This is a genomic window from Paraglaciecola sp. (assembly GCF_039943935.1).
Lineage (GTDB): Bacteria > Pseudomonadota > Gammaproteobacteria > Enterobacterales > Alteromonadaceae > Paraglaciecola.
Genome location: NZ_JBDUZQ010000005.1, coordinates 1 through 12,918, shown reverse-complemented (window position 1 = coordinate 12,918; position 12,918 = coordinate 1). Strand labels below are relative to the sequence as shown.

General features: G+C 38.4%; 13 protein-coding genes and 1 tRNA gene. 5 read left to right on the top strand and 9 right to left on the bottom strand.

The window, feature by feature from the left end; all coding sequences use genetic code 11:
- The first annotated feature begins 69 nt into the window (after positions 1–69).
- A complete protein-coding gene (locus ABJD71_RS03180; RefSeq protein ID WP_348164431.1) occupies positions 70–1,260 on the top strand; it encodes an amino acid aminotransferase in 1,191 nt (396 codons plus the stop codon).
- Positions 1,261–1,330: 70 nt separating this feature from the next.
- On the opposite strand, the gene ihfA is transcribed toward ABJD71_RS03180, so the two are convergent.
- The 7 genes from ihfA to thrS all read right to left on the bottom strand — a co-directional run bounded on the left by ihfA (position 1,331) and on the right by thrS (position 8,567).
- Positions 1,331–1,627: an integration host factor subunit alpha gene (gene ihfA / locus ABJD71_RS03175; protein WP_348164428.1), complete on the bottom strand. Its 297-nt coding sequence runs from the start codon at positions 1,625–1,627 to the stop codon at positions 1,331–1,333.
- Between the two features lie 5 nt (positions 1,628–1,632).
- The gene (gene pheT, locus ABJD71_RS03170) at positions 1,633–4,017 is read right to left on the bottom strand and encodes a phenylalanine--tRNA ligase subunit beta (RefSeq protein WP_348164425.1); all 2,385 of its coding nucleotides are present in this window, start codon (positions 4,015–4,017) and stop codon (positions 1,633–1,635) included.
- 14 nt (positions 4,018–4,031) lie between these two features.
- Complete coding sequence (gene pheS, locus ABJD71_RS03165; protein WP_348164422.1) at positions 4,032–5,012, bottom strand: phenylalanine--tRNA ligase subunit alpha; 981 nt, start codon at positions 5,010–5,012, stop codon at positions 4,032–4,034.
- Between the two features lie 382 nt (positions 5,013–5,394).
- Complete coding sequence (gene rplT, locus ABJD71_RS03160; protein ID WP_133470422.1) at positions 5,395–5,751, bottom strand: 50S ribosomal protein L20; 357 nt, start codon at positions 5,749–5,751, stop codon at positions 5,395–5,397.
- 16 nt (positions 5,752–5,767) lie between these two features.
- Positions 5,768–5,965, bottom strand: coding sequence for a 50S ribosomal protein L35 (gene rpmI / locus ABJD71_RS03155; RefSeq protein WP_133470421.1), 198 nt, complete (start codon positions 5,963–5,965; stop codon positions 5,768–5,770).
- A 116-nt stretch (positions 5,966–6,081) separates the two neighbouring features.
- Positions 6,082–6,609: a translation initiation factor IF-3 gene (infC, locus tag ABJD71_RS03150; protein ID WP_348112434.1), complete on the bottom strand. Its 528-nt coding sequence runs from the start codon at positions 6,607–6,609 to the stop codon at positions 6,082–6,084.
- Positions 6,610–6,647: 38 nt separating this feature from the next.
- On the bottom strand, positions 6,648–8,567 hold the full coding sequence (thrS, locus tag ABJD71_RS03145) for a threonine--tRNA ligase (RefSeq protein WP_348164419.1): 1,920 nt from the start codon (positions 8,565–8,567) through the stop codon (positions 6,648–6,650).
- A gap of 182 nt (positions 8,568–8,749) precedes the next feature.
- Between thrS and ABJD71_RS03140 the strand changes: the two genes are divergently transcribed.
- Positions 8,750–9,391, top strand: coding sequence for an START domain-containing protein (locus ABJD71_RS03140; protein WP_348164416.1), 642 nt, complete (start codon positions 8,750–8,752; stop codon positions 9,389–9,391).
- Between the two features lie 61 nt (positions 9,392–9,452).
- On the opposite strand, the gene ABJD71_RS03135 is transcribed toward ABJD71_RS03140, so the two are convergent.
- Together ABJD71_RS03135 and ABJD71_RS03130 are read right to left on the bottom strand one after the other, a co-directional pair.
- Positions 9,453–9,935 (bottom strand): permease prefix domain 1-containing protein, encoded by a 483-nt coding sequence (locus tag ABJD71_RS03135; protein WP_348164413.1) that lies wholly within the window; start codon positions 9,933–9,935, stop codon positions 9,453–9,455.
- Between the two features lie 2 nt (positions 9,936–9,937).
- Complete coding sequence (locus ABJD71_RS03130) at positions 9,938–10,261, bottom strand: helix-turn-helix transcriptional regulator (protein WP_348164410.1); 324 nt, start codon at positions 10,259–10,261, stop codon at positions 9,938–9,940.
- A gap of 206 nt (positions 10,262–10,467) precedes the next feature.
- On the opposite strand from ABJD71_RS03130, the gene ABJD71_RS03125 reads away from it, so the two are divergent.
- From ABJD71_RS03125 to ABJD71_RS03115, 3 genes are all read left to right on the top strand, one after another.
- Positions 10,468–11,211 carry a pteridine reductase gene (locus ABJD71_RS03125; RefSeq protein ID WP_348164407.1) on the top strand — a complete coding sequence of 248 codons (744 nt, stop codon included), beginning with the start codon at positions 10,468–10,470 and terminating at the stop codon, positions 11,209–11,211.
- 47 nt (positions 11,212–11,258) lie between these two features.
- Positions 11,259–12,221: a DUF3080 family protein gene (locus ABJD71_RS03120; RefSeq protein WP_348164404.1), complete on the top strand. Its 963-nt coding sequence runs from the start codon at positions 11,259–11,261 to the stop codon at positions 12,219–12,221.
- A gap of 184 nt (positions 12,222–12,405) precedes the next feature.
- Positions 12,406–12,482, top strand: a tRNA-Val gene (locus tag ABJD71_RS03115).
- The last annotated feature ends 436 nt before the right edge of the window (positions 12,483–12,918 follow it).

Genomic DNA, 12,918 nt, shown 5'->3' with positions numbered 1-12,918 from the left:
GTTTTTTAATTACGTGGTGTCATAATACGCGCCTATTAAGCTTTTTTTAAAGATCATTTAAGGAACATCATGTTTGACGTCTTGCCTCAGCTACCAGCCGACCCTATTTTAGGTTTATCCACTGCATTTAAAGCTGACACCAATCCAAATAAAATAGATTTAGGTGTTGGTGTATATAAAGACGAACAAAGTAATACCCCTATTTTTACTAGTGTGGCAAAGGCACAAGGTATTCTTCTAGAGAAAGAGACTTCTAAAACGTATATCCCACCCCAAGGTAACCAAGGATATATTGATGGGTTTCTATCATTACTATTGGGTAAAGGTCATACGGCATTGTTAGAAGATCGTGTTGCTGCGGTGCAAGCCCCTGGTGGTACCGGTTCATTGCGTATTTTGTCTGATTTACTAAAGCGCTGTAATAGCAATGCCAAAGTATGGGTAAGCGATCCAACTTGGGCTAACCATATTCCGTTAATACAAAATGCGGGATTAGAGTTAGCAACCTACACTTACTTTGACAAAGAAACAGCAGGTATTAATTTTGACGCTATGGTTGCTTGCCTAGAAAAAGTTGATAAAGATGACATTGTTCTGTTACATGGCTGCTGCCATAACCCCACTGGAGCAGACTTAACTAATGAACAATGGGATAAAGTATTAGAAATTGCTCAAAACCGTGGGTTTATACCTTTTATTGATGTTGCCTACTTAGGCTTTGGTGATGGTTTAGATGAAGATGCTTATGGTTTGCGCTTATTAACTTCAAACCTTCCAGAAGTTCTTATAGCTGCGTCTTGTTCTAAAAACTTTGGTTTATACAGAGAGCGTGTTGGTCTAGCGGCTATTGTAACAGCCAGCACTGTTACACGAAAAGTTGTACAATCCCAAATACAAAGTGTGGCACGCGGCAATTACTCAATGCCCCCATCATACGGCGGAGCATTGGTTGACATCATTTTATCTAATGAAGTATTAAAAACTGAATGGGTTAATGAAGTTGAATCCATGCGCTTGCGTATGTCTAGCCTACGCCAATTACTATTAGACAAACTTAATGAAAATGGCGCGAGCAAAGACTTTAGTTTTATCACTAAACAAAAAGGCATGTTTTCGTTCTTGTGTATAACGCCAGAGCAAGTACAGGCTGTAAGAGATAAGCACAGTGTATATTTTGTGGGCTCAAGCAGAGTTAATATTGCAGGGATTAGCAAGAGTAATGTGGATACTTTAGCTAAAGCCTTGGTGTCGGTACTGTAAGAGATTATTAATACAATAAAAAAACCGGTTAAGACTAATGCCTTAACCGGTTTTTTGTATCCACAAACACTTAATCTGTCGGCTTTGAGTTCTCAACTCTACTTTTAAGCTTTTGACCCGGCCTAAATGTCACCACTCTTCTAGCCTTTATTGGAATATCTTCCCCTGTTTTGGGGTTTCTTCCAGGCCTTTCACTTTTTTCTCTTAAGTCAAAATTACCAAAGCCCGACAGTTTTACTTGTTCGCCAGACTCTAAGGCTTCACGAACTTCTTCAAAAAATATCTCAACAAGATCTTTAGCATCGCGCTTATTAATCCCTAGTTTTTCAAATAAATGTTCCGCCATTTCGGCTTTGGTTAACGCCATACCGGTCAATCCCTCAAAGATGCTTCAAACTTGTCTGACAACACAGCTAAAATACTATCAACTGCGGCCTGAATATCATTTTCTTCTAGTGTTCTAGTTTTGTCCTGCAATGTCAGAGAAATTGCTAAACTTTTCTTACCTTCTGCAATTCCATTACCTGTATATACATCGAACAAGTTTAGGCCAACCAATTGATTTACGCCAGAATTTTCTATGCAATTCAATATATCCCCTACTACTTTATCATTGTCTACAACAATTGCAATGTCACGTCTATTTGCTGGAAACTTTGAAATTTCTTCTGCACTAGGTAAAGTCTTAAGACCTAAAGCAGCAAGTTCTAATTCAAAAACAAAAGAACGGCCATGTAAACCTAATAATTTTTCAAATTGAGGGTGTACTGCACCTAAGTAACCTATGAGGTTATCACCAGTATAGATTGCAGCACTTTGCCCCGGATGTAATGGGCTATGTAGACACAACTCAAAGCGGTATTTGGTCACACCGGCAGCATTCAATACATTTTCAATATCAGACTTTACATCGTAAAAGTCTACAGCTTTGGTTGGGCTATCCCAGCTTTCTTCTGCTACAGGTCCAGCAATAACACCACTTATTACTAGCTCTTGTCTTACACCCGTTTTTTCACTGGTATCAGGTACAAAACGCAATCCTGATTCAAACAAGCGTACTCTTGATTGTTGACGTTTTTGATTATAAGACACGGCTTGAAGTAAGCCAGTCCACAAACTTACTCGCATAGTCGACATTTCTGATGATATAGGATGAGGCAGAGCCATTCCTTCAACATCAGGATACAAGGCTCCTTGTACCTTAGGATCAATAAACGAATATGTAATAGCTTCTTGATAGTCATTTTCTACCAAACTACTTTTCAATTGATTTAGCTGCACCTTTTGCTCTTGGTGCTTAGACATTTGTAAACTAGCTACAGGCGCAATATGAGGAATATTATTGTAACCGTAAACTCTCGCCACTTCTTCGATAAGATCTTCTTCAATACTAATATCAAATCGATAAGGTGGTACATCTATATTCCAGATTTGATTATCAAATGAAACCCCAAACCCTAAACGTTCAATTATATCGGTTACTTTTTCTACTGATATATCTACACCAAGTACTTTTGTAAGACGGCTATGTCTAAGTACCACAGCACGATTAGTAGGTACATGTGATTCAGCTACCGCTTCAACTATTGGTCCGGCTTCACCGCCTACAATATCGAGTAGTAAAGCACTGGCTCTTTCCATTGCAACTTTTTGCAATTGTGGATCGACACCTCTCTCATAGCGGTGCGACGCATCGGTATGTAAACCATATTGACGAGCCTTACCCATAATAAAATCTGGGTCAAAAAATGCACTTTCTAAGAAAATGTCTTTGGTCTCAATTGTAACACCTGAATCAAGACCACCAAAAATACCAGCCATCGCTAAGGATTTCTCACTATCAGCAATGACTAAGGTATTGCTTTTTAAGGTCACTTCATTGCTATCCAATAATGTTAGTTTTTCTGACTCTTTTGCTAAACGAACAATAACATCACCTTTGATTTTATCGTTATCAAAGGCATGCATCGGATGGCCTAACTCTAATAAAACAAAGTTAGTGACATCGACTACAGGGTCAATACTCCTTATCCCTGAGCGACGTAATTTTTCGACCATCCACAGTGGTGAAGACGCTGTCACGTTGACATTTTTAATCACTCGTCCTAAATATCTAGGGCAAGCTTCTGGAGCCTCTAAAGAAATGGCTCTAACGTCATGAATCTGAGCCTCTACGTCTTTAACTTCTGGCTCAGTCACTTCGATCTGGTTTAATACACCAACTTCACGGGCTAAACCTTTTATACCTAAACAATCAGCTCTATTTGGCGTTAAATCAACTTCAATTGATACATCATCAAGCTGTAAGTACTCTCTAATATCTTGAGCGACTTCAGCATCTTCAGGCAATTCTAAAATACCATCATGGTCATCAGATATACCAAGCTCAGAGAAACTGCATAACATTCCAAACGAAGGTTGACCTCGTAACTTGGCTTTTTTAATTTTAAAGTTGCCAGGTAAAACAGCACCTACTTTAGCCACTGCAACCTTGATACCTTTGCGGCAATTGGGTGCTCCACAGACAATATCTAATAACTCTTCTTCACCAACGTTGATTTTGGTAACTTGTAATTTATCTGCATCAGGGTGTTGGCCACATTCAACCACTTCACCCACTACTACACCAGAAAACTCACCTGCTACGGCTTCAACATCATCAACTTCAAGACCAGCCATACTTAGCTGCTCAGATAACTCTTCGGTAGATACTTCAGGGTTTACCCACTCTCTTAACCACTTTTCACTAAATTTCATATTCTTGGCTCGACCTAATTAAACTGCTTGAGGAAACGAAGATCGTTTTCAAAAAATGCTCGTAAATCGTTCACTTCGTAACGCAACATAGTTAAGCGCTCTACCCCCATACCAAAAGCAAAACCGGTATAAACTTCAGGGTCGATATTAACGGCTTTAAGTACATTTGGGTGTACCATTCCACAACCCAACACTTCTAACCATTTGCCATTTTTACCCATAACATCCACTTCAGCAGAAGGTTCAGTAAAAGGAAAATAAGAAGGACGAAATCTTACCTGTAAATCTTGTTCAAAAAAGTTATTGAGGAAGTCATGTAAAATCCCTTTTAACTCAGCAAAACTCACGTTCTTATCAACCATCAAGCCCTCAACCTGATGAAACATAGGCGTATGAGTTTGATCATAATCATTTCTATAAACACGACCAGGAGAAATAATACGTAATGGGGGCTGTTCATGCTCCATAGTACGTATTTGCACACCCGAAGTTTGGGTACGTAACATTACATCTGGGTTAAAGTAAAATGTATCGTGATCAGCTCTTGCTGGGTGGTTGGCAGGGATATTCAAAGCATCAAAGTTATGAAACCCATCTTCAACCTCAGGGCCCGTTTTAACGCTAAAACCTAACTCATTAAAAAAGCTTTCAATACGATTAATGGTACGAGTGACTGGATGTAAACCACCACGCGATTGCCCTCTACCCGGTAACGTTACGTCTATGGTTTCAGCGGCTAACTTTTTATTTAACTCTTCAGTGCGCAGTGTATCGCCTCTGGCTTGAATAAGTTTTTGAATTTGTTGCTTGGCCATATTGATTTTTTGACCAGCCGCAGGGCGTTCTTCATTAGACAGTTTACCTAAACCTTTAAGCAACTCTGTCATTCGACCTTTTTTACCCATGAACTCCACACGCACCCCATCAAGTGTGTTTACATCTTGTGCAAGGTTAATTTGTGCTTCGGCTTCTTTGATTATGGCATCAAGATCCATAGTATCCTCGAATTACATTTTATATATTAAGTCAGGCTATAAAGTTACAGCACATGAACAGACATTTTTAAGAGCCGGTAATTCTACACGAAAGCTACATAGCGAGGCTATACGTAATATACGGAAACTACGGATTTTTAAAGGTTTTTTTGACTAAAGTATCACGTTGATAAGTAATACCAAGATCTGATATTGAGTGTCCACTAAGAGAGGCTTTAAATAGCACTTATCAAGGGAGATTATAGGTCGTTGTGCTTAAATGTTAATTGAAACAATTGGAAGCTAACTCACTAAAAACTAATTTATATGACCCATAAAAAAACGGCGAACCATCCTGGTTCGCCGTTTCTGTGAAAGAACTTAAACTTAATTGTTTAAAGAATTAAGCTAATGCACCTTTAGCAGCATCTACTAATGCGCTAAATGCATTTTTATCATGTACCGCAATATCGGCTAAGATCTTACGATCGATTTCAACAGAGGCTTTTTTCAAACCATTGATGAAACGGCTATAAGATAAACCATTTTGACGAGACGCCGCGTTTATACGTGCAATCCATAATTGACGGAATTGACGTTTACGTTGACGACGGTCACGATATGCATATTGACCAGCTTTTGTTACTGCTTGTACAGCAACGCGATAAACTCGACTACGAGCTCCATAATAACCTTTGGCTTGCTTTAGTACCTTTTTGTGACGGGCACGTGCAACAACACCACGTTTTACTCTTGCCATTTTCTAGTCTCCTGTTTTAAACGTAAGGTAACATGCGTTGAATCAACGCAGTGTCAGCCACATGGGCTAGTTTTTTGCCACGTAAGTGACGTTTACGCTTAGAACTCTTCTTGGTCAAAATATGACGCAAGTGAGACTGTTTACTTTTAAAGCGACCTGAAGCGGTTTTTCTAAAACGCTTGGCAGCTCCACTGTTGGATTTCATTTTAGGCATTGCTAAAACTCCGCATTGTTAATGACTTTTTGTTTTGCAGAAACGCAAAGTCTAAGTTTCATGTTTAGCAGCAAGGTGAGAACGGGTGCAGAATCCGAACTACTTGTAGACCTTAACTACTTCTTAATTGGGGCAAGCACCATGATCATCTGACGACCCTCAACCCTATGCGGGAAAGATTCGCAGTTGGCAATATCTTCTAAATCCGCTCTTACACGTTTCAGCTGTTCTATGCCAATCTCTTGGTGCGCCATTTCTCGACCGCGAAAACGTATCGTTACTTTGGCCTTGTCACCCGCTTCTAGAAAGCGACGCAGGTTGCGCAGTTTTACCTGGTAATCGCCTTCATCAGTGCCAGGGCGAAATTTAATCTCCTTGACCTGAATTTGCTTTTGCTTCTTCTTTTGCTCTTTAAGTGTCTTGCTTTTTTCAAACAAGAACTTACCGTAATCCATTACTTTACATACTGGCGGCTCAGCATTAGGGCTAATTTCAACCAAATCTAAATTTGCCTGTTCAGCGGTACCCATGGCTTCTGTTATAGACACAACGCCTAATGGTTCACCATCTTTACCTACTAAACGAACTTCATTTAATGTAATTTCTTCATTAATTCGAGCTTTGTTCGAATCTTTAGCCTTCATGTTAGCGCCTTTAATATGTTATTCCTCCAAAAGATTAATCAAATCGCTTTGTTGTTGACTTCTGACGATGCCATTTCTATAAACTTATCTATAGACATTTTTCCGAGGTCATCACCTTTGCGTGAACGCACGGCAATTTCACCACTTTCCATCTCTTTATCGCCAACAACAAGCAAATAAGGGACACGCATTAGCGTGTGCTCGCGGATTTTAAAGCCTATCTTCTCATTTCTCAAGTCCGACTTAGCCCTAATCCCACTTTCTTTTAACTTTTTCACTACTTTATTGGAATAATCGGCCTGTTTATCCGTAATATTCATCACCACGGCTTGAGTTGGCGCTAACCAAAGCGGGAAAAGTCCAGCGTATTCCTCGATTAAAATACCGATAAAACGCTCTAGTGATCCTAAAATAGCTCTGTGGATCATGACCGGTACTTTACGCTCACCATCTTCAGCTACATAAGTTGACCCTAATCTAGCAGGCATAGAGAAATCTAACTGAATGGTGCCACATTGCCAGGCGCGTTCTAAACAATCAAAAAGAGTGAATTCGATTTTAGGACCATAGAAGGCACCTTCTCCTGGCTGGTAATCAAAATTTATATCATTGGCTTTTAACGCATCTGCAAGCGCTGCTTCAGATTTATCCCAAATTTCATCTGACCCAATACGCTTTTCTGGACGAGTAGACAATTTTACGACAATACTTTCTTTTTCAAAACCAAACGTTTTATAGGTGTCGTATACCATGTCGATACAACCCGTTACTTCTTTTAATATTTGTTCTTCAGTACAAAAAACATGAGCATCATCCTGAGTGAAACTTCTAACTCTCATCAATCCATGCAATGATCCAGACGGCTCATTTCTATGTACGACACCAAATTCAGCCATACGCAAAGGTAAATCTCGATAAGATTTTAGGCCTTGGTTGAAAATTTGAACGTGCCCAGGGCAATTCATAGGCTTGACGGCATAAGTTCTTTTTTCAGATTCAGTAGCAAAAATATTTTCTTGATATTTATCCCAGTGACCAGATTTTTCCCACATACTGACATCCATAATTAGTGGGGCTTTAATTTCATCATAGCCGTACTTGACAAGCTGTTCTCGAGCATAATTTTCTAGCTCTCGATAAATAGTCCAACCATCATTGTGCCAGAAGACCATACCAGGCGCTTCTTCTTGCCAATGAAATAAATCTAAGGCCTTACCAATTTTACGGTGATCGCGTTTTTCTGCTTCTTCTAGGCGGTTTAGGTAACCTTTTAACTGTTTTTTATCAGCCCAAGCGGTACCATATATACGTTGCAACATTTTATTGTCACTATCACCGCGCCAATATGCACCAGCCACCTTCATTAACTTAAAGTGCTGGCAAAAGCGCATATTAGGAACGTGTGGACCACGACACATATCAATATACTCTTCATGGTGATACAAACCAGGCTTATCATCCTTATCTATATTTTCATCAAGAATTTGAATTTTGTACGTTTCGCCACGAGCTTCAAAAGCATCGCGAGCTTCTTGCCAACTAACAACCTTTTTAACAACTGGATAATTAGTTTTTGCCAGTTGTAACATGCGCTTTTCTATTTTTACTAAATCATCATCGTTTAATGAATGTTCCATATCGATATCGTAATAAAAGCCGTTATCAATCGTAGGACCAATTGCCATTTTTACATCTGGGTACAATTGTTTAATTGCATGACCAATTAAATGCGCACAAGAGTGACGAATAATTTCAAGACCATCTTCATCTTTTGCTGTGATAATCTGTAGTTTTGCATCATGCTCAATAGGGTCACAAGCATCAACTCGAACACCGTCTACTTTGCCAGCTATAGTTGCCTTAGCTAAACCTGGGCCTATATCGTTTGCAACATCAAGTACAGAAACTGCGTGATCAAATTGGCGTTGACTGCCATCGGGAAGAGTAATTACGGGCATATAGAAATCCTTAATGCAGTGGTGACACCTACCAAGCGCCACATGCGAATATGTAGAATCAGTTTTGTGTGAATGAAACCGATTGATAAAAATAAAAAACACCCAAAAAAGGGTGCTTATAGAAAAAACGCTCTGCTACTATCAAAGCAATGCCTCATATTATAACGAAATAAGGTTCATCGATGCAATGCTCAACACCAAAAACTATGGCATACCTCATACTCTTTATATGTTTATCTATAAGTCCCACAAGCCATGCAGATAACTGGACGCTAAAAAAACAAAAAAATAATGTCAGTGTATATAGTCAAACAACAGAATCTGGTTACAGCCAAATTTTGGCAATAACACAAATACAAGTTCATCCTTTGGCATTAATCGCACTTTTTGATGATATCGAATCAACTCCAAAATGGGTTCATAATTGCAGTAAAGTTACAATATTAGAAAAAATATCAACGTCTGAAAGGTTAGTTCATAGTTTCTTCGCAGCACCGTGGCCCATAAAAGATAGAGATATGGTGACTTACTCAAATACGACTTACAGCGAAGGCACTGTAAAAATCGAAATATCTGATAGAAGTACATTGATTTTGAACCACCCCAAATTTGTCAGAATGACAAATATGCATGGGGTGTGGAAAGCGACACCAACATCCGAAGGTATGACTGAAATAAGTTATCAAGGTGGCGGTAATCCAGGTGGCCGGATACCTGCATTTATAGCCAATAAAGAACTGGTAAGCTCTATATACAATACTTTCTTAAATTTAAACAAGATACTTCCATCGGAAAATTATCTACCAAAGAATGTAACACCTTGAGCTAACTTTTATAAAATACTTTGACTGAACCTTTTTATAGTTCATAACAAGGTTTGTTAATCTAGTCCTTAATTTTCTTACGAATTTTAGTAAATTGTTGGCGAATCGATAACATACTGATTGTCGCTAAAGGTACTAAAATTAACATTGTTATAGTTTGGGCTTGTTCAATACCTTTTAAAATCCAAGCGCTCGATAATAAAGCTGTGGCCCACAATATAGCTTGAGTAAATTGTGTGCTTTTATGTAGTTTCATTAAGTTCGAACCTTGTGCAGCATTGTCAGCTACTGATCCATACTCAAAGGTACACATCTTATTAAGCCAAGTTAAGTCTTGGTCAAACATAGATTTTAATTCCTCTTGGGTACCAATATTTTTAACGGCTTCTGAAAAGGCATCTTGCTCGCTTAAACCATCATCTACATGTTTTTCTATTAAACAATATAGATGGTCTTTCAACTCATCTATTTTTCTGTTTTTAATGGAATAGGAACTCAAAACCTCAGCACACCACTGATGTACAGCTAAATCTAAATTGAACATTGTTACTCCTCCAATTGACTGATCATATTTGATAATTGCTTCCATTGTTTTCGTTGTTGCTTCAACTCATCAAGCCCAGCTTCGCGCAAACGATAATATTTACGCTTACGACCCGTTTCAGCTTTTCCCCAAAATGATGCGATCCATTCTTTTTTCTCTAAGCGATGCAAAATGGGATACAACATGCCGTCTGCCCAAGAAATGTCTCCATCTGACATATCATGCACTTGTTGGATAATCGCATAACCGTAACTTTCGCCCTTATTTAAAATTGACAATATAAGTGGAGTTGAAGAAGCCGCCACTAAGTCTTTAGACAAACTCATAATTTAATACCTTGTAGTTCTATGTATAACCATACATAGAACTACAAGGTATACAAATAATAAATCACCCTTCACTCACCACTAAATATTAAGTTATTGATAACTCGTGTAATATTTATATAGATAATGTTGCTAGATAGAATCCCCTAGTCTTTGACTTTATTCAGATATATCCTTTTGGTTTCTACTAGAATTAGTGACATTTAATGAAAAACAAAGTTACCTTTATTACAGGCAGTGCTAAACGGCTGGGGGCACATACAGCAAAGCACTTGCACTCATTAGGTTCAAACATCGTAATTCATTTTGATAAATCCAAAGCAGAAGCTGAAGCTCTTAGCCACCAACTGAATAAAATCAGACCTAACTCAACAGCACTTGTTCAAGGATGTTTGTCGGATATAACAGCTGTTGAGAGTATTGGACAACAGGCTATCAATGCCTTTGGGCGTTTAGATGTGCTGATTAATAACGCATCATCTTTTTATCCCACACCAATAGGCAGTATTTCTGAAGACGACTGGTACAGGTTAGTAGGCAGCAACATGCAAGGGCCACTGTTTTTATCTCAATATTGCGCAAATAAACTAACGTTAAATAATGGGGTGATTATCAATATGGTCGACATTCACGCCGCTAAACCGTTAAAAAACCATACATTATATTGTATGGCTAAATCAGCACTAGTCACTATGACCCAATCATTGGCTATTGAACTCGCTCCTAAGGTAAGAGTAAACGGTATCGCCCCTGGCGCAATATTATGGCCCGAAACTGAATTAAACGCTGAAGAGAAACAACAGATATTAGAACAGATCCCGTTACAACGACTAGGACATATGCAAGATATTGCAGATGCTATTGGCTTTTTAATCGACGCATCTTATATAACGGGACAAATCCTAGCAGTAGATGGAGGGCGCAGTTTATCTTCACATACAAAGGCGTAGTACATTTAATAAAGGCAACAATACTCTTCGCTTTAGGGTGCGTGTTATTGGCTTGTAGTAAGGCCGATACTATAGACGACCATCTAAACGAATACGCTAAACGTATGGCAAACATACTTGAATCAGAACCACAACAACTGCTGCAAGTAAGCCTTCCACCCTACCCTAAAATCACAAGTTTGCAGCAAAACATCCCCAATACATTGATCAAACTTAGTGACTTCTATGGACTTAAACACTGTGAACTATACTCATTAGTGGCCCAGCGCAATACTGTACTTGGGAGAATACACCTCCCATCTACACGCTACATATATGAGACAGAGCTAATCAATGCACTACAAGCTTGCCTAACCAAGACCAAAGATACACAACTACACTCTAAGCTAACAAATTGGTTAACATTAAAAGAAAAACAACGGCCTAAAGTATGGACTAACCTGATACAAACCAGCCATGAAATAAAACACAGCTTTTCAACAAACACAGGCCTCATTTATGGCACTCCTAGTGACGGTTTAAATGAAACAAAAACAGCTTTAAACTATTTAATAAAATTATTAGCCAACAACCTTAATCCAAACATTAAGTTGGAATCCCAATTAAAACAGTTATTAGACAACCCGTTACCAGCAAGAATGTGGTTCACACAATTATTAATTGGTGAACAACTCAACCAACTAACAAACTGGTTAAAAAACCAAGCGCCTCAAATACAGTGCAACAGTGGCAAAAGAAATGAAAAGCTTGACTACCTTACCAACGTATTTAGATTGTTTTTTATAGACAAAATACAGCCCATTGCGGGGCAATTAAATTATTATCACTATCAGCTCACACCTATGTTTGAAGAGCTAATAAATCATCCTCACCTCTCTCAAACCTTTAAAGAATATATTCACACCCAGAACACTCTAGAGTTTGAGGAATATTCAAATGCAATGACAGAGCATTTAAGATTTTGGCAAGAGCTATTCAAAAACTGTAATATTTCACCGCAGCAAATTTAGCCATTAATTTAAATCCAAATATTCTAAAGTGTTCTTTACAGCTAGCGATATCTAATCTAATAGTGACAATTGTATGAATGCTGCTCGATTAAACCTGTAGAGATAAAAAAGGCTTGCAGAGTAATTAAGGCATAGTTATTATACGCGCCGCTTCAAAGCACAGTCTTAAAGCGTCTATACCAATACAACCGTAGCTCAGCTGGTTAGAGCACCACCTTGACATGGTGGGGGTCGGTGGTTCGAGTCCACTCGGTTGTACCAACTTTTATCCTTTAAAATCATGCACTTACACATCAATCAGCAAAGCTGAAATATATAAAATATGGTGACGAGTGTGACCACTTATATATTTGTATTTTTTCTTTAGATTGCTGTATTTAAAGGTGTGATTTGCGTGTGTACAAACCTATCTAACAATTAGTTGCTCTCAGTGAGTGTGACTAGATCATAAGCTTACATAGACACCCAAAATAATAAATTACTTAAATACTCTCCAATCAACAAGCAGAAAGTGATTTGAATAAGTTCTTTGATGATTTTCTACATTTGGGTTTGAGAATAATTTGGCGGGTATGGTTTAAATTTACTTAAATTGGTGACATTTTGTAAATTTCGGGCAGCATAACTTAGCCATAAAACTGGTTGGGGAAACGAGTTAGCGATATATTAAACCTGTTGCAATAACGCTTTAGCTTTT

Bases quoted from the DNA above. Each gene is read 5' to 3' on its own strand.
- ABJD71_RS03180 (WP_348164431.1), top strand. From the start codon at position 70: ATGTTTGACGTCTTGCCTCAGCTACCAGCCGACCCTATTTTAGGTTTA.
- ihfA (WP_348164428.1), bottom strand. From the start codon at position 1,627: ATGGCGTTAACCAAAGCCGAAATGGCGGAACATTTATTTGAAAAACTA.
- pheT (WP_348164425.1), bottom strand. From the start codon at position 4,017: ATGAAATTTAGTGAAAAGTGGTTAAGAGAGTGGGTAAACCCTGAAGTA.
- pheS (WP_348164422.1), bottom strand. From the start codon at position 5,012: ATGGATCTTGATGCCATAATCAAAGAAGCCGAAGCACAAATTAACCTT.
- rplT (WP_133470422.1), bottom strand. From the start codon at position 5,751: ATGGCAAGAGTAAAACGTGGTGTTGTTGCACGTGCCCGTCACAAAAAG.
- rpmI (WP_133470421.1), bottom strand. From the start codon at position 5,965: ATGCCTAAAATGAAATCCAACAGTGGAGCTGCCAAGCGTTTTAGAAAA.
- infC (WP_348112434.1), bottom strand. From the start codon at position 6,609: ATGAAGGCTAAAGATTCGAACAAAGCTCGAATTAATGAAGAAATTACA.
- thrS (WP_348164419.1), bottom strand. From the start codon at position 8,567: ATGCCCGTAATTACTCTTCCCGATGGCAGTCAACGCCAATTTGATCAC.
- ABJD71_RS03140 (WP_348164416.1), top strand. From the start codon at position 8,750: ATGCAATGCTCAACACCAAAAACTATGGCATACCTCATACTCTTTATA.
- ABJD71_RS03135 (WP_348164413.1), bottom strand. From the start codon at position 9,935: ATGTTCAATTTAGATTTAGCTGTACATCAGTGGTGTGCTGAGGTTTTG.
- ABJD71_RS03130 (WP_348164410.1), bottom strand. From the start codon at position 10,261: ATGAGTTTGTCTAAAGACTTAGTGGCGGCTTCTTCAACTCCACTTATA.
- ABJD71_RS03125 (WP_348164407.1), top strand. From the start codon at position 10,468: ATGAAAAACAAAGTTACCTTTATTACAGGCAGTGCTAAACGGCTGGGG.